Source organism: Fictibacillus phosphorivorans (assembly GCF_001629705.1).
In the GTDB taxonomy this organism is placed as follows: domain Bacteria; phylum Bacillota; class Bacilli; order Bacillales; family Fictibacillaceae; genus Fictibacillus; species Fictibacillus phosphorivorans_A.
Genome location: NZ_CP015378.1, coordinates 2,197,959 through 2,218,509, shown reverse-complemented (window position 1 = coordinate 2,218,509; position 20,551 = coordinate 2,197,959). Strand labels below are relative to the sequence as shown.

General features: G+C 39.1%; 18 protein-coding genes. 13 read left to right on the top strand and 5 right to left on the bottom strand.

Features of this window, described 5'->3' with window-relative positions:
- The first annotated feature begins 185 nt into the window (after positions 1–185).
- From ABE65_RS11365 to ABE65_RS11320, 10 genes are all read left to right on the top strand, one after another.
- Positions 186–626 (top strand): MarR family winged helix-turn-helix transcriptional regulator, encoded by a 441-nt coding sequence (locus ABE65_RS11365; RefSeq protein WP_066394886.1) that lies wholly within the window; start codon positions 186–188, stop codon positions 624–626.
- A 60-nt stretch (positions 627–686) separates the two neighbouring features.
- Positions 687–1,958, top strand: a complete 1,272-nt coding sequence (locus ABE65_RS11360; protein WP_066394881.1) for a glycosyltransferase — start codon at positions 687–689, stop codon at positions 1,956–1,958.
- 199 nt (positions 1,959–2,157) lie between these two features.
- Positions 2,158–3,162, top strand: a complete 1,005-nt coding sequence (locus ABE65_RS11355) for a LacI family DNA-binding transcriptional regulator (protein WP_066394879.1) — start codon at positions 2,158–2,160, stop codon at positions 3,160–3,162.
- 64 nt (positions 3,163–3,226) lie between these two features.
- A complete protein-coding gene (locus ABE65_RS11350) occupies positions 3,227–4,180 on the top strand; it encodes an ABC transporter permease (protein ID WP_066394876.1) in 954 nt (317 codons plus the stop codon).
- 43 nt (positions 4,181–4,223) lie between these two features.
- A complete protein-coding gene (locus tag ABE65_RS11345; RefSeq protein WP_066400078.1) occupies positions 4,224–5,090 on the top strand; it encodes a carbohydrate ABC transporter permease in 867 nt (288 codons plus the stop codon).
- A 71-nt stretch (positions 5,091–5,161) separates the two neighbouring features.
- Complete coding sequence (locus tag ABE65_RS11340; protein WP_066394874.1) at positions 5,162–6,748, top strand: ABC transporter substrate-binding protein; 1,587 nt, start codon at positions 5,162–5,164, stop codon at positions 6,746–6,748.
- Between the two features lie 62 nt (positions 6,749–6,810).
- Positions 6,811–7,797 carry a carbohydrate kinase family protein gene (locus ABE65_RS11335; protein ID WP_066394872.1) on the top strand — a complete coding sequence of 329 codons (987 nt, stop codon included), beginning with the start codon at positions 6,811–6,813 and terminating at the stop codon, positions 7,795–7,797.
- The gene (locus ABE65_RS11330) at positions 7,794–9,290 is read left to right on the top strand and encodes a glycoside hydrolase family 32 protein (protein WP_231887791.1); all 1,497 of its coding nucleotides are present in this window, start codon (positions 7,794–7,796) and stop codon (positions 9,288–9,290) included. The genes ABE65_RS11335 and ABE65_RS11330 overlap by 4 nt, the downstream gene beginning before the upstream one ends.
- A 1-nt stretch (position 9,291) precedes the next feature.
- Complete coding sequence (locus ABE65_RS11325) at positions 9,292–11,520, top strand: LamG-like jellyroll fold domain-containing protein (RefSeq protein ID WP_066394871.1); 2,229 nt, start codon at positions 9,292–9,294, stop codon at positions 11,518–11,520.
- Between the two features lie 27 nt (positions 11,521–11,547).
- Positions 11,548–12,168: a YesL family protein gene (locus ABE65_RS11320; protein WP_066394865.1), complete on the top strand. Its 621-nt coding sequence runs from the start codon at positions 11,548–11,550 to the stop codon at positions 12,166–12,168.
- A 317-nt stretch (positions 12,169–12,485) separates the two neighbouring features.
- Here ABE65_RS11320 and ABE65_RS11315 read toward each other — a convergent pair whose 3' ends face one another.
- The 4 genes from ABE65_RS11315 to ABE65_RS11300 are packed head-to-tail and all read right to left on the bottom strand — an operon-like array spanning position 12,486 to position 16,134.
- Entirely contained in the window at positions 12,486–13,415 is a 930-nt protein-coding gene (locus tag ABE65_RS11315; RefSeq protein ID WP_066394864.1) for an ABC transporter ATP-binding protein, read from the bottom strand.
- Positions 13,412–14,383 carry an ABC transporter ATP-binding protein gene (locus ABE65_RS11310; RefSeq protein WP_066394862.1) on the bottom strand — a complete coding sequence of 324 codons (972 nt, stop codon included), beginning with the start codon at positions 14,381–14,383 and terminating at the stop codon, positions 13,412–13,414. The genes ABE65_RS11315 and ABE65_RS11310 overlap by 4 nt, the downstream gene beginning before the upstream one ends.
- 12 nt (positions 14,384–14,395) lie before the next feature.
- On the bottom strand, positions 14,396–15,325 hold the full coding sequence (locus ABE65_RS11305; protein WP_066394860.1) for an ABC transporter permease subunit: 930 nt from the start codon (positions 15,323–15,325) through the stop codon (positions 14,396–14,398).
- The gene (locus tag ABE65_RS11300) at positions 15,322–16,134 is read right to left on the bottom strand and encodes an ABC transporter permease subunit (protein ID WP_066394854.1); all 813 of its coding nucleotides are present in this window, start codon (positions 16,132–16,134) and stop codon (positions 15,322–15,324) included. Before ABE65_RS11300 ends, ABE65_RS11305 begins: the two co-directional genes overlap by 4 nt.
- A 507-nt stretch (positions 16,135–16,641) precedes the next feature.
- On the opposite strand from ABE65_RS11300, the gene ABE65_RS11295 reads away from it, so the two are divergent.
- A complete protein-coding gene (locus tag ABE65_RS11295) occupies positions 16,642–18,351 on the top strand; it encodes a methyl-accepting chemotaxis protein (protein WP_082861390.1) in 1,710 nt (569 codons plus the stop codon).
- A 50-nt stretch (positions 18,352–18,401) separates the two neighbouring features.
- Here ABE65_RS11295 and ABE65_RS11290 read toward each other — a convergent pair whose 3' ends face one another.
- A complete protein-coding gene (locus ABE65_RS11290) occupies positions 18,402–18,734 on the bottom strand; it encodes a DUF2834 domain-containing protein (RefSeq protein WP_066394850.1) in 333 nt (110 codons plus the stop codon).
- Positions 18,735–18,942: 208 nt separating this feature from the next.
- Here ABE65_RS11290 and ABE65_RS11285 point away from each other — a divergent pair, with 208 nt between their 5' ends.
- Together ABE65_RS11285 and ABE65_RS11280 are read left to right on the top strand one after the other, a co-directional pair.
- Entirely contained in the window at positions 18,943–19,443 is a 501-nt protein-coding gene (locus ABE65_RS11285) for a TetR/AcrR family transcriptional regulator (RefSeq protein ID WP_197480295.1), read from the top strand.
- Positions 19,444–19,589: 146 nt separating this feature from the next.
- Entirely contained in the window at positions 19,590–20,411 is an 822-nt protein-coding gene (locus tag ABE65_RS11280) for a GNAT family N-acetyltransferase (protein ID WP_066394846.1), read from the top strand.
- Positions 20,412–20,551 lie beyond the last annotated feature (140 nt).

Here is a 20,551-nt window from a genome sequence, read left to right as displayed (position 1 = left end):
CCATTTATAAACATAAGGAACTTGCATGGATGATTATTTTCAAGGTGTATTCCTTACTCAAAAAGAGTGCTTAGAGAATTAAGCATTCTTTTTAATTTCTCTTATTAACTAACTCGTTCTTGACGATACCCAAAACACGTTATATAGTTAGTTTGTCAAACTAAATTTATTTGGAGGTGTTTTGTTTGGAGAAGACTTTAAATGAATTTATTATCACTCTTGATACTTCGTTTAAAAAATTGATAGAAGATACCATCCAAACCGCAGGAGTTACAAATCTGCGTGTAAATCAAATTCAATATATCCAAGCGATCGGTAAGTTAAACAACCCGACCATCAGTGAAATTGCAGAGGCGTTAAACATTACGAAGGCATCCGCGACAACAGGAATTAATAAACTCGTTCAAATGGGCTATGCGAAAAAAAGTCAATCTACAATAGATAAAAGAGTCTATCATGTAACGTTAACTGAGAATAGCAAAACGTTTATCCAACTAAACCAACAAGCATTAGAGAACTACGTAAGTTTTATCAAGCAATTACTATCAGCTGATGAAGCAAAGCAATTTGAAAAAACATTGGAGAAGTTGATCAAAGGCTTCTATCAAAGAGAGAGGTCTCAATAATAAGAGCGCCTCTTTACCTCATAAAGTAAGTTAGACTAACTAATAAAAAGGAGTAGGAATATGAAAATTTCACTGCTAACTACAGGTACAAGGGGAGATACCCAGCCCTACATTGCGCTTGGAGTAGAATTAAAAAAACTTGGTCACTCTGTAAAACTTGCTGGTTTTGAAAACTATCGTCAGTTAGTCGAACATCATCACTTAGAGTTCCACCCCATTAAAGGAGACCTAGAGAAAGTAATGAAGGAAATGGCTGACGCATCCATTGAATCTGATGGACCTCTTAAGTTCTTTACAAGTTTTAAAAAAATGAAGCCCATCATTAAGGACAAACAATTAGGAATGCAACGAGATCTTTTCGAAGCATGTGAGGGAGCTGACGCAATTATCTACCATCCTGGTGCAGCAATAGGTCATTTTGCAGGTGCACACTTCGGGGTACCGACCGTTTTAGCTACGCCATTTCCTATGGCAGCCACCAAAGAGTATCCTGCCCTAATCTTCTACCGAACGAGGTGGGGAAGAGTGACAAATTTTCTTTCTCATAAAGTGTTTGAATTCGGATTCTGGAGAACTGTAAAGGGATCGATTGCTGATTTTTGGAAAGATAGATTTGGAACCCTTCCACCCAATTTTAAAAATCCTTATAATGAATTTGGCAAAGGGGAACATGCTTCAATCGTGTCTCTCAGTCCTCATGTTTTTCCTGTTTCACACACACACACTAAATGTTATGGTTATTGGTTTTTAGAGGAAGACATGAAAGAGTGGGAACCTCCACGTGAGCTTGTCGCGTTCATTAAAGAAGGACCTCCACCCATTTATATCGGGTTTGGCAGTATCTTGGAAGAGAATCCAGAGCAAACCATCGAACTAGTCTCTGAAGCACTAAAGAACTCAGGGCAACGAGGAATTGTGAACCTACCAGTTGATCTTAGGAATATCCACAAATATGAGAACATGTACTTTGTTCGCAATGTTCCTCATACGTGGTTGTTCCCCAAGTTAGCGGGTGTTGTTCACCATGGAGGAGCGGGTACTTCAGCGGTCACTTTTCGATCAGGTATCCCGAGTGTAGTGATTCCACATGGGAATGATCAGTTCGCATGGGGAAAGCGATCAGAAGAACTGGGTGTGGGTGCACCTCCTATTCCCAGAAAAGAACTTACAGTAAACAGGTTAACAGAAGGAATCAATCATATGCTTTCTTCTGCTAAGATTGAGAGAGCACATCAATTAGAAGATAAGATAAAAAAAGAACACGGTGCCAGGGACGCCGCAAGATTTATTGAAGATTTTATTAAAAAAAATACTTTACACAAAAAAGATTAAGCATAAAAGCTCAATCTTTTTTGTTTTAGTAGATACGCTACCAGTAGGGTTACAGATCTAACATATAACCATTAATCACTAAACAGAAAAAAAACTGAAAATTTGAAAAAACTTGTTGACTAAATAATGGAAGGTAAACTATTCTATAAGTAATCGATTACGTAATCGATTACGTCAGTTTTTTTGAGGAGTAATAGGAATGGCAGTGAACATGAAAGAAGTTGCTTTAAAAGCGAATGTTTCCACAGCCACCGTGTCCCACGTGATCAATGAAACGCGGTATGTTGCTGAAGAGACGAAACAAAAAGTATTTCAAGCTATGAAGGAACTCAATTACCGTCCGAACCCAGTCGCGAGGAACTTAAGAAGTCGTAAATCGAACATCATCGGACTTATTATTCCGGTTCAATCCGACGATACATCCAACTTTTTCTTCATGTCCATTGCTCATGGAATTGGAAGCGTACTAAAGAGGTACGGGTACCAACTGATCGTGAGTAACACGAATGAAGAACTGAACATGGAGAGAGAACAGATCACGATGTTCAACGATCAGTTTATAGACGGTCTTATCATGGCACCTACTTCTCAGAGTCATGAGTTTCTTCATCAAGAGTTGAACGGAGATTATCCTGTTGTCTTTATCGATCGTAAACCAGAAGGCTACGATAAGGGAGACTTTATTTTAAGTGATGGGAAAAAGGGCACATATGAAGCCATCAAACTCTTGTTATCAAAAGGTCATAAAAAAATCGCATTCATTACAGGACCACTCGGGATCTCAACGAGTGATGAGCGGTTAGAAGGGTATAAGCAGGCTCTATTAGAACAAGGAATGAAGGTAGACGACACATTGATCAAAGAGGCTGTCCCTACACTTGAGAACGGATACAACCTGACAAAAGAGTTATTATCTTCATCAGAGATTTCTGCTGTACTTACTGCCAATAACGTGATGACGATGGGAGTAGTAAAGTGTCTTCAAGACCACAAAAAGGTGATTCCGACCGATGTAGCGGTTATCGGATTTGACGATTACGAGTGGGCAAAAATCACCACACCCTCACTCACGATGATCAAACAACCTTCATTTGAATTAGGAGTTAAAGCCGCAGAGGCCATACTCAGAAGGATTGAAAACCCGGATGCTGATTTTATTGAGATGAGGCTACAAACTGAAATCATACAACGGGATAGCTGTTGATATTTTAAAAAGCGCATTTGTAAGCGCTTCATTATTACGTAATCGATTACGTGGAGGTGATGAAATGGAATTGTTACTAAACAAAGAAAAACAAGTCGTTGTTGTTCCAAAAAAGACCACAAGACGCAAAAAAATCATGCGCAACTGGGAGTTGTATCTGTTTGTTCTTCCGTGCTTGTTATGGTTCATCTTGTTTAAGTATGTTCCGATGTATGGCATCCAACTTGCGTTCAAACAGTACATACCTACAGAAGGAATTTGGGGAAGCCCTTGGATTGGCTTCCAGCACTTTACGAGGTTCTTCGAATCATATCAGTTTTGGACGCTCATTAAGAATACGCTCAGCTTAAGTCTGTGGGCTTTCATCTTTACATTTCCAGTTCCGATCATCGTCGCTCTTTTGTTAAATCAACTGACGAGTGAACGCTACAAGAAGTTTGTTCAAACGGTCATCTATGCACCGCACTTTATCTCAACTGTTGTTTTAGTCGGAATTTTGTTCGTGTTCTTATCTCCCACTAGTGGAATCGTCAACCATCTGATCGTTTTGTTCGGTGGAGAACCTATATTATTCATGGCGAGACCAGAATGGTTCAAACCACTTTATGTGATATCCGGACTTTGGCAAGAGACAGGCTGGGCGACCATTATCTATCTTGCAGCACTAGCGGGTGTTTCACCTGCACTTCATGAAGCCGCAATTATGGATGGGGCGAATAAGTGGCAGCGTATCTGGCATGTGGATATCCCAGGGATACGACCGACGATTGTGATTCTGTTAATTCTTGCGATTGGAAACATCATGAACATTGGATTTGAAAAAGCATATTTGATGCAGACAGATCTGAACAAATCAGCCTCAGCCATCATTCCAACTTATGTGTATGAGATTGGTCTTCAACGTGCTCAATATAGTTTTGCAGCCGCCATCGGTCTTTTTAACTCTGTTATCAATTTAATTATGCTCTTACTGGTAAACAGAATCGTGAGAAAACTTGGGGGTAACAGCTTATGGTAAGGAGGGGAAATCATTGAGAGCATTTAGAAGAACCAAAGGGGATATGACGTTTGACGTAGTGAACTACGGGTTGATGACTCTATATGCCTTGATGGTATTATATCCGCTGTACTTTATTTCGATCAGTTCAATCAGTGATCCGAACGCTGTTTTTGCAGGGGAAGTTTGGCTATGGCCGAAGGATATTACGCTTGAAGGGTATGAACGAATCTTCAGCGATACGTTGATCTGGGTTGGGTACGGTAACACGATACTATATGCAGCGGTAGGGACAGCGATATCGATCATGTTAACGCTAACCGCAGCCTATCCACTTTCAAGACCCGATTTTTACGGTAGAAATCTCATTATGCTCGTGTTCGTTTTTACGATGTTCTTTAGCGGAGGTCTCATTCCAACATACCTTCTAGTTAAGGATCTTGGGATGGTCGATACGATCTGGGCTATGGTGATTCCAAACGCTGTTGGTGTGTGGAATATCATCATTGCAAAAACGTTCTTTGAAACGTCGATTCCAGGGGAACTTAGAGAAGCAGCGTTTATAGATGGATGTTCGAACACTCGATTCTTTTTCAAGATCGTTCTGCCTCTATCAAAACCGATTATCGCAGTGATGGTATTGTTTCACGTAGTCGGACATTGGAATGGATTCTTTGATGCACTGATCTATTTAAATGACGAATCGAAGTATCCGCTGCAACTGATCTTAAGAAATATTTTAGTAGAGAACCAAGTATCAAACTCTGCGGCGATGATGATGGATGTTGAATCATATGCAGCCAAGCAGCGAGTAGCTGAACTCATCAAGTATGGCATGATCATCGTTTCAACATTCCCATTATTGATTCTCTATCCTTTCTTGCAACGTTATTTTGTGAAAGGTGTCATGATTGGATCTATAAAAGGTTAAATCATTCTTTAGGAGGTGATCAGGACTTAAACGGGTTCATTAGTGCCAGCAAAAATATTAGGGGGGATAACATGAAGAAGGTATTTTCAGTAGGAACAACGGTTTTCTTAAGTGCTAGTCTTGTATTAGCAGGCTGTAACTCAAAAGAAGAATCCGAGCCAAAGGATAAAGCGACTTTTGAGAAAACAGGCCTGCCAATCGTGAAAGAAAAAGTTTCACTTAATATTGTAGCACCAAAAGCACCTCTCGCACCAGATTATTCTGAGATGGAAATCTTTAAAAGACTTGAAAAATCGACGAACGTATCAATCAAGTGGAAGAACATACCTGATACCGATTATCAGGAAAAGAAGAATTTATTACTAGCGAGTGGTGATCTACCAGATGCTTTTTACGGCGCTCAGTTTACCGATTATGACCTTGTGACTTATGGACAGAACGGTACACTCATCCCGCTTGAAGACCTTATTGACGAATATGCCCCAAACTTAAAAGAAGTCTTTAAGAAACGACCTGAGATAGAAAGAGGGATTACAGCTCCTGATGGTCACATCTATTCACTACCTACTGCAGAAGAGATGGGAATCGGCGATACACCGTTCTTTCCGTCAATCAATAAAAAATGGTTAGATAATTTAGGACTTCAAATGCCTACAACACTTGATGAATATACAGAAGTACTTCGTGCGTTTAAAACACAAGATCCAAACGGAAACGGTAAAAAAGATGAGATTCCATTAAGTTTTATGCATCTCTGGTGGTGTGCGGATATTGGTGACTTCTTCGCTGCTTTTGGTCAACCGGATAACCTCGATCATCGTATCGTACGAGATGGAAAAGTAATCTTTACAGCAGACAAACCAGAATACAAAGAAGCTCTTCAATACTTCCATCAATGGTATAAAGAAGGATTGATCGATCCTGAATCTTTTACCCAAGATGCTGCTCAGTATTTAGCAAAAGGTAAAACAAAGGATGAAACACTCGGATCTTACATCTGGTGGGAAACCGAAGAAGTAGTGGGACCTGAACGAGCAGGTGATTACGTTCTAATGCCTCCTCTAGAAGGACCAACCGGAGAGAAGTTAGTCGGTCGATCGAATGGTTCAGAGTTTGCTAGAAACGCGTTTGTTATTACAAATGCTAACAAGAACCCTGAGATTACGATGCGCTGGATTGATGAGCAGTATGAACCAAAGATGGCTGCACAGATTCACTGGGGTCCGATCGGAATCATCTATGAAGAAGACGAGAACGGAAAACTTGTGAACAAAGAACTGCCTGAGGGTGTAGCGATGGGAGAATATCGTCAAAAAGTAGCGCCAAATGGCGCAGGTGTTATTTTAAAAGAAGATTTTGGTACGATTGTTGAGATGGAACCACGTGCTAAGCAACGAATCAAGGATCTAGATAACATCTATCGTCCTTTCATGGAAAAAGAAAAGTATCCAACGATCTTCTTCAAACCTGAAGAGTTAGATCAGGTGAACACGATAGAAACGGATGTCAAAGAACTTGTGAATCAGACTCGTGCGAAGTTTATCGTTGAAGGGTTCAGTGAAAAAGATTGGAAAGCCTACGTTAAAGCTTTAGAAGAAATGGGAGTCGAAGATATGATGAAAATCTATCAAGACGGACTGGATCGATTCAATAAATAAAAAATCTAGGAAGGCCGGAACACATATTTGTTTTCCGGCTTTTTAAAATCGTGGTGATGAATATGAAAGAGATAGATGTAATGGCAATCGGAGAGCTCTTGATCGACTTTTCTCCAGCTGGGCCTTCACTCAACAAAAGACCAACCTTCGAACAAAACCCAGGTGGTGCGCCTGCGAACGTTGTAGCCGCACTTGGAAAATGGGGAAGAGCTACTTCCATGATTGCCAGGGTTGGGGAAGATTTCTTTGGTGAGGACTTAATCTCTACATTAAAAGAGCATCATGTCGATTGCAGCTTAATCACAAAAGATAAAAAAATCCCTACAACTCTAGCATTTGTAAATCTAGATGATAATGGCAACCGGTCGTTTCGTTTCTATCGTAAACCCGGGGCAGACCTTATGTTGCATAAAGACAATATAGAGGAAACGGGTATTAAGCGTTGTAAGATATTTCACTTCGGTTCTGTGTCTTTAACCGGTGAACCATCTCGAGAAGCGACATGGCATGCGGTAGAACTGGCGAAAGAAAACGCTAAAATCATATCGTTCGATCCTAACGTTCGTGAACTACTATGGGAAGACCATGATGAGATGAAGGAACAGATTATAAGAGGACTCTCGGTAGCGGACCTTGTGAAGGTATCAGAAGAGGAACTTCATTTTCTTACAGGGGAGGATATGCTAGAAAAAGCAATGACATTACTTTCAGAAACGTATTCTATTCCCTTACTTATCATTACATTAGGTGCTGAGGGTTCGTCCTATCGATTATACGGGAAAATGGGGTTCATTCCAGGATACAAAGTAAGAGCTCTTGATACAACTGGGGCAGGTGATGTTTTTTGGGGAAGTGTCCTATACCAACTTTTGGGACGCGCAAAACTTCTTGAGTTACAAGAAACTGACATTGTACAAATACTTCAAACAGCGAATGCTGTAGGGGCTTTAACTACTTTAAAAAAGGGAGCGATCCCCTCGATTCCGACTATAGATGAGATCGATCTATTTTTACGCCAACACCGAACACACATGGAGGATAAAACATGAGTATGAAGATGAGTCCGACGAACTTTTTTAACGAAGAGTATCGTCCGCAATATCACTTTACGCCGATGAAGAATTGGATGAACGATCCGAACGGCATGGTGTATTTTCAAGGTGAATATCACTTGTTCTATCAATATCACCCAGAGAGTACCGTTTGGGGTCCGATGCACTGGGGTCACGCGGTAAGTTCCGATATGATTCACTGGGAACATCTCCCCATCGCTCTTTTTCCTGATGAGATCGGATTTATCTTTTCAGGTAGCGTTGTCGTAGATCCTTGCGATTCAACAGGATTCTTTAATGGGAAAGAGGGATTGGTTGCCATTTTCACGCATGCAGGCGAACATCCTGTTACTCGAAAACCACGACAGGTCCAAAGCCTAGCTTATAGTAAAGACCAAGGAAGAACATGGACGAAATATGAAGGAAATCCCGTTCTTGAAGAGCCAGCCATCGCTGATTTTCGAGACCCTAAAGTCATTTGGTACGAGGAAGAAAGGAAATGGATCATGGTGCTAGCTGCTGGGAACCACGTTCGCTTCTATTCATCAAATGATATGAAATCATGGGACTTTGAGAGCGCGTTCGGAAAAACGGAAGGTTCGCATCAAGGCGTGTGGGAATGCCCAGATTTGTTTTCCTTACCCATTGATGGTGTTCACAGATGGGTACTGATCGTCAGTATCGGAGATGATCCAGCATACCATGAGGGCTCACGAACCCAATATTTTGTAGGTGATTTTAATGGTAAGACATTCACGAACGATAACGATCCGGATGTGGTGCTATGGTTAGATTTCGGAAGAGACAACTATGCGGGTGTGACATGGAGTGACGTACCGAAAGAAGATGGTCGTCGTTTGTTTATCGGTTGGATGAGCAACTGGAAGTACGCAAACCATGTACCAACAAGTACATGGAGAAGTGCGATGACTTTACCAAGGTCTTTATCATTAACATCGACAAGCGAGGGAATCCGACTTGTCCAGAAACCAGTGCATGAAGTATCTGTTCTTAGGGAGCCGCTAACTTCTATCAAGCGAACGATAACGCTTGTACCGGATGAGAACCTTTTAAAAGATATCAAGAGCAAAACCTTTGAACTTAAAGCTTCGTTTACAATTAAAGAAGCAGCAGTCTTTGGACTTAAAGTGCATCAATCAAATGAAGAAGAAACGATCATTGGTTTTAATTCTCAACGTTCTGTTTTATACGTAGACAGAAGAAAATCTGGAGACTTGGGATTTCATGACGCTTTTTCATGTGTTCAAGAAATGGCTGTTTTGGAGAAAGAGCATGTATCTCTACACATCTTCGTGGATAAGTCTTCTGTGGAAGTGTTTGTGAACGAAGGAAAACAAGTGTTAACTTCTTTGATCTTTCCGAAAGAGGAAAGTGATGGAATAGAACTCTTTTTAGATCAGGGTGTCGTAGACCTTCATTCACTGGATGTATTCAACTATCATTCCATTTGGACGAAAGGAGAAAGTTGAAATGTCTCAGTTAATCGCTCATTGGGCATTTGATGAAGGTATGGGAAAGACGACGAAAGAACAGATTAACGAACATTGGCATGATATCAACTATGTGTTCAACGATGCCACGGATAAACCACCCAGTGATCCTCTTTGGAGACAAGGCATCAAAGGGAACTGTCTACTCTTTGATGGTTATTCGACATCGGTTACTTGTGAGGGTCTTGCTCAGAACACGTTAACTGAGATGACGATCGAAGCATGGATCGCTCCTCGTTCGTTTGAATATGGCGCAGACAACAAGCTTTCAGCAATTATCAATCAACACGATAGAGAAGAGAAGACAGGGTTTCTCTTAGGTCTGTACCGACATGGTTCGTGGTCGTTTCAAGTAGGTACGGGAGAGGAGTGGCTTGAGGTCTGGGACGAAGGCCATCCTCTTCCCCTACATGAATGGTCACACATTGCAGCCGTCTATAGTGCACAACATCACTGTATGAGTTTGTATTTAAACGGACAACAGATTGCGACAAGAAGCGTAAAAGAGTCAAGTGTGATCGTAAGTCAAAAAGAATTAGTAATCGGAATGCATAACGAGCCCTTTATGATCGAGGATATCTTCTCTTTAAATATGTACAACGGCTTGTTAGATGAGATAAAGATCTATAACACCGCTTTATCCTCTATCAAACTCTTAAACCATTATGCAAGAGTCAAGATAATAAAAAACGAGATTCCAGAGATCCCTTACGGTGATCTTGCGCTTCAAAGAGAAGTATATGAAGGAGACCGTCACAGGCCGAGGTACCATCTGATCCCACCCGGACACTGGATGAACGAACCACATGCACCAATATACTTTCAAGGTAAGTACCATATATTCTATCAACATAATCCTAAAGGCCCTTACTGGCACTATATCCATTGGGGGCATCTTGTGAGTGATGATCTCGTTCATTGGAGGGACTTACCGATTGCCCTTACTCCAGAAGCAGGAGAAGTTGATCCAGACGGTGTCTGGTCGGGAAGTGCATGTTTAGATGAGCATGGTGCTCCAGCTCTTTTCTTTACAGCCGGAAACGATGCCGTCTTTCCTAACCAGATGACGGGGCTCGCAAGAAGTACGTTTAGAGAGGATGGCGACGTACTTCTTACAAAGTGGAAAAAGGTCGAGAAGCCTGTAACCGTTCAAACAGAAGGTCTCGGCATGAAGATGGGAGATTTTCGAGATCCCTTTGTATGGAAAGAAGATGAGTTATGGTACCAGCTTGTTGGAACCTCTCATGAAGACGGAGGTGGAACAGCTGCCCTATACACATCTTCTAATCTACTAGACTGGGAGTATCAGAATCTTTTTTATAAAGCTGACCACGACAAATTTCCGTTTCTCGGCCCCATCTGGGAACTACCTGTGTTCTTACCGATCGGTGAGGATGAGGACGGCAACAGAAAATATGTTTTTTTGATCTCTCCAGTTGGTGAGGGGGCGGATGTGGAGGTGTTCTATTGGATCGGAAGCTGGGATAAGAAGCATCATCGCTTTGTTCCTGATCAAGAAGAGCCTCAACTAATCGATGTGGGTGACTTCCACTTTACAGGACCGAGTGGCTTTATTGATCCTAAAGGAAGAGCTATCGTGTTTACGATCACGCAAGGGCAACGTACACTTCAAGAAGAATACAATGCCGGATGGGCACATAACGGTGGGCTTCCAATAGAGTTGTTCTTAAGAGACGATGGTGGCCTTGGAGTAAGACCAATCGAAGAGTTATCATCCCTTCGTTCTGAACTACTCTTAGATTTAGATTATGTAAATTTGACTGAGGCGAACAGACTGCTTGCAAAGATTCAGTCGGATTCACTAGAGATAGAGTTAGTGTTAAAATTAGAAGAGATCGAGGAAGCTGGCATTGCCGTTAAAATGTCACCTGACAGAGAAGAAGAGACCTATTTGTACTACAATACATCTAGAAGTATCTTGGGAGTGAACCGGGAGAAGACGACATTAAACCCTTTAGCAAGAACCAAAGGGATTCAAGAAGGAAAGCTTGAGATTCAAGAAGATCTCTTAAGTCTGCACCTCTTCATAGATAAATCTATGATCGAGCTTTATGTGAACGAACAAAAAAGTTTAACCACCCGCTCATATCCAACTAAAGAAGATGCACTCGGATTAGAAGTTCGAGTTTTGGGAAGAACAAGCGTGGTGTCGCTTAAGGTATGGTCCATGAACGGAGCATATGAATAGATAGAATTCTCTATAAAGGGAGTCAACATGAAAAGATTATTAATATCCATAACCTCTATGTTACATTTTATAGGAAATCTAGTAATTCTAAACGGACTTTGGTTGATCTTCACCACTTTAGGAATGATCGCTTTTGGTTTGTTTCCTTCGACAGCGGCTCTGTTTGCGGTAATCAGAAAGAGTTTTCGCTCTAAGTCAGAATCAGGCTTGTTAAAAGATTATTGGTTCTTTTATAAAAAAGAATTTATGCGATCGAACGTTTTTGGGTGTGTTTTTTTATTATTTGCTTATTTCTTTTATATCGATTGGAAACTCGTGCAGTCTTTAAGTTCTCCTTATTCTTTAATAGGATACGTGCTCTTGTTAGGTTTGTTACTGGTTAGTAGTATGGTGATTATTTATCTCTTCAGCCTATTGGCTCACTACGAGATACCTCTCGCTCGTGGGATAAAAACGTCTATACTGTTAGGGATCTTATACCCATTCTCTACGCTCATGATGCTCTTTGCCGGTGGTGTTCTGTATTACGTGTTCTCAACGCTACCGATCCTTATCCCGTTTTTTGGAGTGAGCGTATACGCTTATATTCTTAGTAAGAGTGCAATATCCGTTTTTAATCGAAATGAAAATAAATTAGAGGCAGCCTAAGAGGGCTGTCTCTTGTTATATGGTGTAATAGTTTATAGGTTGATACATGGAAATCAATCGTTCCAACTCTTGATTTTGTGTTAGTAGTTGATTATGAGTTTTATATGTAGAAAGACATCGAATTTCTAAAGAAAGTGACAAGCATAACTGTGACTTGTACTATGGATAGAACGGGATCTTTATAAAAAACGTGGTTAGAGAAGCTCATATCATCGCAGTCGCTTTTAAACATATCGATCAAAGAATTACTACATACAATATAGAGCAGCTTACCAACTAAGTAGAAAAGGATGCCAAAAATCTGGCATCCTTTTTCGTTATCTGACCGCTATGTCTTGTTTTTCTTTTTGGGTTTCAAACGTGGTGATGTTAATAACATCAGCTGCAACCAAATGTCCATTTCCAACGTCTACTAAATGAGGTGGGTTAATGGATTTTTCAGGAAGTACGATCTGTTTCCTACTATGATTTCTTAGTTCAGGATCATGAATAGGGATAGAAGACAGCAACGATTTTGTATAAGGATGAATGGGATTCGTATATAGCTCTCTTTTAGGAGCAACTTCTAAAAGATGACCAAGATAGAGTACAGCGACTCGATCGCTCATATAATGTACAACGTTTAAGTCATGTGAAATAAAAACACAGGTTAGATTCATTTCTTTTTGCAGATCTTTTAAAAGGTTCAAGACTTGTGCTTGAACAGAAACGTCTAAAGCAGAGACGGGTTCGTCCGCTATTAACAGTTTGGGATTCAGAACGAGAGCTCTTGCGATTCCGATCCTCTGACGCTGTCCGCCTGAGAATTCATGTAACTTTTTATAATATGAAGTCTTGGGTAGCCCTACTTTTTCTAACATCTCATAGGCTTTATTCGTACGTTCAGAAGGAGCTAAAAGATCTTGGATCAGAAGTGGTTCTTCTAGAATCTCTCCTACATTATAATGTGGACTCATAGAATCACTAGGATTCTGAAAAACCATCTGAAATTCTTTACGCATCGGTCTGATCTTATCTTCTGGTAAATGAGTAATTTCCTTTCCTTCGAAGAATATCTGCCCTTGGTCCGGTTTGTATAATCGCATTAATGTCCTACCTAACGTTGTTTTACCAGAACCTGATTCTCCTACAATGCCGAGAGTCTCACCTTTTCTTATGTCAAGGGTGATTCCATCTACAGCTTTATGTAACTCTCCTCCTACAGAAAAGTATTTTGAGAGATTTTGTAATTGAATGATGCTACTCATCTTCCAACAGCCTCCTTCTCTACAAACAACCGGACATAGTGATCCGGTTCCACTTCAACCAATTCGGATGGCGCATCATAAACCTTATTTTCAATTGAATATGTTTCTGGAGCAAACCGTCGACCTACATACCCGACTTCCTCAAAGACAAAGTCTGAAACACTTTTTAATCTCTCCTCTGTGTCTGAAATCTTAGGAATGCTACTGATCAATCCTTTCGTATAGGGATGAATTGGATTACGGAAAAGTGTATAAACATCTCCTGCTTCTACTACTTTTCCACCAAACATGACATAGACACGATCTGCATATTCAGCAACGACACCAAAGTCATGAGTGATCAGAAGGATGGAAGCATCATTTTCAATCTTGTAATCATTGATGAGATCAAGAATCTGACTCTGTACGGTAACATCGAGTGAAGTCGTTGGTTCATCTGCAATCAACAAGCTAGGTTCACCAGAAAGTGCCATGGCAATCAAAACACGTTGTTTCATACCTCCTGATAATTGAGAAGGGAACTGGTCATACACATGGTTCTTAAGACCTACCATCCTGAGTAGGCGTAAAGCTTCGCTACGCTGCTCATGTTTCGTCAGTTTTTTTCGAGCTTTCAACCCTTCTGTAATGAGGACTCCCACCTTCATTGCAGGATTCAAACTAGCTTGAGCATCTTGGAACACCATCGAGATTTCACTACCACGAATTTGTTGCATTTCTTTATTTGAGAACTTTAATAGATTATGATCTTTAAACAAGATTGACCCATTGTCAACACTGGCGCTTAATGGAAGTAGACCGAGTATAGAAAGGGAAGTGATACTCTTGCCAGATCCGGATTCTCCTATTACCGCTACAGTTTCACCATTAGGGATCGTTAGGTCGACTCCTTGAACAGCAGTTATCTTTGATTTCTTATCATAAAAGGATACATGTAAGTCCTTGATTTCTAGAAGCGGAGCACTCATATTTTCACCTCATTATTTTCGTTTGTTTTTTGAAATGATGTTTTGTAAACCACTTATCATCATGTTGATAGAAAAGATTGATACAAAGAAAAATCCAAGTGGTATTAAGATTATCCATGGTGCAGTTAATACTTCCTGAAAGGAGTGGCCGATAATCCCAGACCATTCTCCTGCGATTGGAACGTTTTCTGTTGTTAGGTTTAAGATGTCTCCTCGTATTTCTGCTTGGGATCCACCGACAAACACCGCTAAAACACCGAGGTGTGCAAGTAGAATCAAGATTTGAACAGCTTGTTGAGCAAATAATAAAAACAGTTTGGGCTTGATTTCAGGTAGTACATGTTTACGGTAGATATATTTCTTCTTCGCACCTAGAGACATCGTGCTAATAATATAATCTTTATTCATAATGTTCTTGATATCTCCACTAAATGTAACTACGAGTGAAGGAATCCCAATCAACGTTAAAATAATACATTGAATGACGATCATCTTTCCAAAACTAATAGGGTCCGTTGTACTTTTGATGAACAACGGAATCATAAGCATATAGGCAAATATGGTAGCCGGTACATAGAGTGTTGATTGGACAAGATCATTAAAGAAAGTGTTGTTCTTGAGTTGACCTTTATACAAAAAGGAGATGAGTACAGCTGATACTAACCTTAAAAAGGCAACGCCTAGTGCGATCAATAGTGTATATTTGGCTCCATCCAAGATCATATAGAATAAGTCTCTACCATCACGATCTGTTCCGAAGGGAGGTATATCAGTAGGAGAGAATGGAGCTACTTTTGAAATAGAGCCATCATTTTTATACAGAAATTTAACTTCTTTTGGTCCTTCATATATAGAGTTAAGTCCCAAACTCACAATTAGTAATGAAATAATGATAAAGAAACCTAATAAAAACTGAGGTTGTTTTAGTAGTTGTTTTATCACGCTGCTTCTTCCTCTCTATGTACATTTAATCTCTGCGTATAACGTTCAATCCACTCAAAGAGTAATGAGAATGGGATGGCTACAAATAAAACAGTGATGATAAAAGCTATACCTTTTGTGTTTAACATAATGGTCATAATACCGTGTAGGTTAAAAACATATTCTAATATAAATAGATTGGAGAGCATGAAAACAAATATGGTTCTTGAGTAATGAAACAGACTTGCTAGTACGTTACGAAACACATGATTAATTGTGATATATACATTACTGTGACCGAGTGATCGCGCTACATTGACATAAGGCTTATTCATTTCTTCATTTAATAATAAGTATGTAATCTTAAAAAGTTGAATAGCCGGAAGAATAGACAGTGTAAGAATCGGAAAAAAGTAAATCTTACTATCGTATACATTTGAAACATTTCCAATTAATAAACCAGTCTTTTTATAGATGGCTACCACGGATACTTGAAGTACGATAATGATAAATAAGTCTGGTAACGCTTCTAACATCGTATAGAATCCATAGATGATTTTCTGCAATGAGCGAGGAAGCAAAGTCGAGATGAAAGTAATGGTCAAAGCCAAAAATAGTCCAAAAAGTAATGCTGCAACTAGAATAGTCATAGAGTATAAAAACTTCTCGAATATATCAGGGAATAAACTATAAGCTCGTCCACCAAGCATGTATTCCCATGGTTTCATACTTTTTTGCTGTTCCACCCCAAAAAACAGTGTTGGAAAGAAACTTATGATTATTACTCCGATAATAATAGATCGTAGTCTTTTACCGTACCTACTAGTCACTATAAAACCCCCTTGTAATCTTTAAATGATTGTTTGTAATAATTGTAACATCTTTTTCCAATAGCCATAATAATAATTATTTAATATTAAGATAAGTCTGATTTTTATATTAAATTATTTATTGAATAATTCCTTAATTACAGAGAAATAATGAGTTCCTTTCAATAGGATCTAAATTTCTTCAATTTAAATAAGCTAAATATCGTATGTAAATAATAAGTATTTAGGTTCGTTGAAATGGCACCGACAGATCTTGCATCATGAAGTATACGATACAAGTCTTATCGAGTTTTTCAAAAATCAGACTAAAAACAAGACAACCCTCATTTTAACAAAGTTGAAATGAGGGTTGTCTATGTTCTGTGTCAGCCATTAAGATGCCCTTTTCATTGCTGGATTTAAACTTACTTGCAGGGCTTTTAGAAGTAATCCTAATAAATTTAAAAAAGATAACTAAAAAACTGTAAAACATTTACACCCATACGATAAATATATGGGGAGAAAAATATGGAATGGAGAGTTGAAATGTTTAAGAACTTCGGAATTACATCAAAGATCAACAGCCTGTTTATCGTAATGTTGCTTCTTTTTGCAGGTGTAGTAGGTTATTTTGCTGTTTCAGAAGTAGCACAAGGCATTAAGAACCTTGCTACAGAGAAATCTAAAGGAGATTTAGGCTTAGCTTATAAGTTTGTTGATAGCCAGTTCGAAGGGGGTTGGGAACTTCGAGATGGGAAACTGTATAAAGGAGAGACCTTATTTAATGAGAATTTCTCAGTCGTAGATGAGATTGGTAAAGTTACAGGAGATACTGTTACGATCTTTCAAGGTGATACCCGAGTCGCAACGAATGTGATGATCGACGGAAAACGGGCTGTAGGTACACAAGTATCACCCGAAGTAAAAGCTGTTGTTTTAAAAGAGGGAAAAAGCTTTTACGGGGAAGCAGAAGTAGTAGGAAAGAAATACATGACAGCTTATATGCCGCTTAAAAACGAGAATGATGAGATCATTGGTATCTTTTATGTGGGTGCTTCTCAACATATGGTGAACGTTACGATTGATTCGTTTATGAAGTATTTTCTGACGGTGATCATCGTGACTTTAATCGTCTTCATATCAGTACTTGTCCTTTTTACAAATAGACTAAAAAAACGTTTATCCAATGTTACAAATGCAATTAATGCAGCAGGTCAAGGTGATTTCACGATTGGAATCATTGATAAATCTTCAGATGAGATCGGAATATTGAGCAGAGGCTTTGATAACACAAGAAAGAATATACAAGAGTTGATCAATCAAACAAAAGAAGCTTCAGAACAGGTAGCGGCGGCATCTGACGAGTTGTCTGTCTCTTCCGAAGAGACGAGTAAAGCCACAGAACAAGTTTCTCACGCAATGGAAGAAGTTGCATCAGGCTCAGAGAACCAGATTGAAACGATTAGTCATGCTTCTTCCATCGTATCCAACATCTCAAAAGGGGTGGGAGATGTTTTAACATCTGTGAACATCGTTAAACAGTTATCTTCTTCTGCAAACGAGACCGCTTCGGAAGGAAGTAAAGCGGTTCATGAGACCATTCATCAAATGGAAGTGGCTGAATTACAAGTAGAAAAAGCATCTGAAGTAGTAAACTCGTTAGAGAAAAAATCAGTTGAAATTAATCAGATTGTTAATCTTATTACCGAGATATCTGATCAGACGAATCTTCTTGCTTTAAATGCGGCGATTGAAGCAGCTCGTGCAGGAGAACATGGACGAGGCTTTGCGATTGTAGCGGACGAAGTTCGTAAATTAGCCGAGCAATCACGGACAGCAGCAAGTGAAATTCATCTACTAATTTCTGAGATTCAAAGAGAAGCAGAACTAGCTGTAGGCTCTATCCAAGAAGGTACTACTTCTGTTTCTAAAGGGAAGAAACTCGTAACGACAACAGGTGATACTTTTTTACAGATCGTTCAAAAAATTGAAGAGATGGCAGAAGAATCACTTGGGGTTACTAACGTAGTAGATAGGGTGAACAAAGAAGCTCAAGATATGGTAGAACTAATTAGTGGTGTAGTCGAGATTTCTCAAACCTTTGGGGCTCACTCTCAACAAGTTGCTGCCGCTTCAGAAGAACAACTCGCATCCATGGAAGAGATTCAAGCATCCGCTCATTCTCTCTCGCATATGGCTGAAAAGCTTCAAAGAATTCTAGATAAATTTAAAATATAAGTATTGAATAAGCATTGGATTAAGCACCAATGCTTATTTTACTTTTTACTCTAATTTTTACTACTACGAAATAATAAGTATAACAGCGGACCGAATGAACCAGCTATAATTGTAAGTAAAGCCCATGGCCAAAATATACGACTTGTTCTTTTTGCATCACTCCACATCCAAAATAGAATTAAGAAAGAAGCAATAATCAAATCAATAAAAACTTGGATGGTGGCAGAGTTATTGAACACTTTAATAAAAATTCCTAATAATCCATGTTGAAATACTGCCACAATCGTAAAAGGAGTAAGTAAGACTAACATTGTAATAATTACCAATTTAGAAATAAATCTGGTAGTAGAATGGTTATTAACATCAATATACTTTTTTACCATATAGATCCCCCTTGTTTATATGAAATGTAGCGGTCACTACATAAAAAGTGTAGCACACACTACATTTTTTATCAATCCCAGGAATAAACAAATTTATTGGATGTAGTATTTGCTACACAAGGAGAATGTAGCATATACTACACAAAAAGAGTTAAGGGTGTCGATTATGAAAAAGGGAGAAAGAAGGAAAAAGGAATTAATAGAGCAAATGTCTGATTTTATATTAGCTAATGGTATTCAATCAGCTAGTCTTCGGAACTTGGCAGAAGCTGCAGGAACTAGCGATAGAATGCTTCTTCATTATTTTAAAGATAAGGAAGAATTACTATCTGTTGTTTTGTCTTCGATCTCTTCAAGACTAATGTTAATGTTAGATAATACTGAAATTGAAAAAAGACCATTTTCCAGTTTAGTTAGTTATCTGTACCAAATGATGAAAAAACCAGAAGTTAATCCTTATATGAGATTGTGGCTTGAATTAATCGCTATTGCGTCTAAAGATCAAGACCCCTATTATCCAATCGCAAGAAAAATTTGTGACAGCTTTTATGAATTTTATAAGGACGTCATACATGTAGAAGAGGGTGTAACGCGAGAACAAATGGCTGCAATTGCCCTAATAGTAGTAGAGGGTATCGCGCTGCTTGAATCTCTAAATTGTGATCATTTGATCTTGGAAGCGATTGAAGGAATTAAAGTTCTTCACTAGTTAAGCGACTTGTAGATAAGAATCAAACTTCAAATCGGGAATTAAAAAGTTACTATGGAGTACATTTCTTTGAGAAAAGGAATGTACTCTTTTTTATTGAATGTATAAAGACTTGTAACTTTCTAATGAAATAAAGGGAGATTATTATGTTATCGAAACAACAACTGCAAGATCTAAAAAAACTACAAAAAGAATGTGAGTCCTATGATCGTATTCAGCTTAAACTCAACTGGAATATGTTAAAGAGCCGTAAGTCTGATCAACTAGACTTTTTTCACTATGACAATGGTGAACTTCTCGCGTTTTTGGGTTTGTATCCGTTCGGTTCGACAGTCGAAGTTTGCGGGATGGTAAAACCAAGCGAAAGGCGAAAAGGACATTTTCAGCATTTGTTTCAAGAAGGGATGGAATCTATTAAACAAGGTCAATATAACAGGATTTTATTGAATACGCCGGAGGGTTCACGTGAAGGAAAAGCTTTCTTGTTAAAAATAGGAGCTAATTATACATTTACAGAACATCAAATGATTTGGCATGGAAGTACTATAGAACCTGTTGTGGGGATAACACTTCGACAAGCTCGTAAAGATGATTTAGACATGCGTATTCGTATCTCTGTCGAATCATTCGGTATGACACGAGGAGATGCCACTGTAATGGAACATGCATTCGACGAAGAAAAAAACACGGGTCTGTTCATAATCGATGCGAATGAAAGAACTGTAGGGAAAATTCGTGTGTCACGGAAGGATGGAGAAGCGTGGATATATGGCTTTGCCATCCTGCCTGAGCATCAGGGGAAAGGAATCGGCAGTAAAGTGTTACGTCAGGTTATTAAAGAAGAAAGTTCAGCTGGGTATTCGGTACATCTTGAGGTTGAAACAAAAAATGACCAAGCGCTTGGATTGTATAAAGCAGTAGGATTTAAAGTAGTACATTCACAGGATTATTACACATATTTACTTTAAATAAAACGTTATGGTGAGTAAGCATACCGTGATTTCTCCCTGAAAATTGCAATTCAAAAATCATTATGTACTGTTACTAACAAACAACCTTCATGCGAGAGAAGGTTGTTTTTAATATGTTGAAAAATCAATCATAGGTA

Excerpts from the sequence above, each read along its gene's own strand:
- ABE65_RS11360 (WP_066394881.1), top strand. The coding sequence starts at position 687 with ATGAAAATTTCACTGCTAACTACAGGTACAAGGGGAGATACCCAGCCC.
- ABE65_RS11355 (WP_066394879.1), top strand. The coding sequence starts at position 2,158 with ATGGCAGTGAACATGAAAGAAGTTGCTTTAAAAGCGAATGTTTCCACA.
- ABE65_RS11350 (WP_066394876.1), top strand. The coding sequence starts at position 3,227 with ATGGAATTGTTACTAAACAAAGAAAAACAAGTCGTTGTTGTTCCAAAA.
- ABE65_RS11345 (WP_066400078.1), top strand. The coding sequence starts at position 4,224 with ATGACGTTTGACGTAGTGAACTACGGGTTGATGACTCTATATGCCTTG.
- ABE65_RS11340 (WP_066394874.1), top strand. The coding sequence starts at position 5,162 with ATGAAGAAGGTATTTTCAGTAGGAACAACGGTTTTCTTAAGTGCTAGT.
- ABE65_RS11335 (WP_066394872.1), top strand. The coding sequence starts at position 6,811 with ATGAAAGAGATAGATGTAATGGCAATCGGAGAGCTCTTGATCGACTTT.
- ABE65_RS11330 (WP_231887791.1), top strand. The coding sequence starts at position 7,794 with ATGAGTATGAAGATGAGTCCGACGAACTTTTTTAACGAAGAGTATCGT.
- ABE65_RS11325 (WP_066394871.1), top strand. The coding sequence starts at position 9,292 with ATGTCTCAGTTAATCGCTCATTGGGCATTTGATGAAGGTATGGGAAAG.
- ABE65_RS11320 (WP_066394865.1), top strand. The coding sequence starts at position 11,548 with ATGAAAAGATTATTAATATCCATAACCTCTATGTTACATTTTATAGGA.
- ABE65_RS11315 (WP_066394864.1), bottom strand. The coding sequence starts at position 13,415 with ATGAGTAGCATCATTCAATTACAAAATCTCTCAAAATACTTTTCTGTA.
- ABE65_RS11310 (WP_066394862.1), bottom strand. The coding sequence starts at position 14,383 with ATGAGTGCTCCGCTTCTAGAAATCAAGGACTTACATGTATCCTTTTAT.
- ABE65_RS11295 (WP_082861390.1), top strand. The coding sequence starts at position 16,642 with ATGGAATGGAGAGTTGAAATGTTTAAGAACTTCGGAATTACATCAAAG.
- ABE65_RS11290 (WP_066394850.1), bottom strand. The coding sequence starts at position 18,734 with ATGGTAAAAAAGTATATTGATGTTAATAACCATTCTACTACCAGATTT.
- ABE65_RS11285 (WP_197480295.1), top strand. The coding sequence starts at position 18,943 with ATGTCTGATTTTATATTAGCTAATGGTATTCAATCAGCTAGTCTTCGG.
- ABE65_RS11280 (WP_066394846.1), top strand. The coding sequence starts at position 19,590 with ATGTTATCGAAACAACAACTGCAAGATCTAAAAAAACTACAAAAAGAA.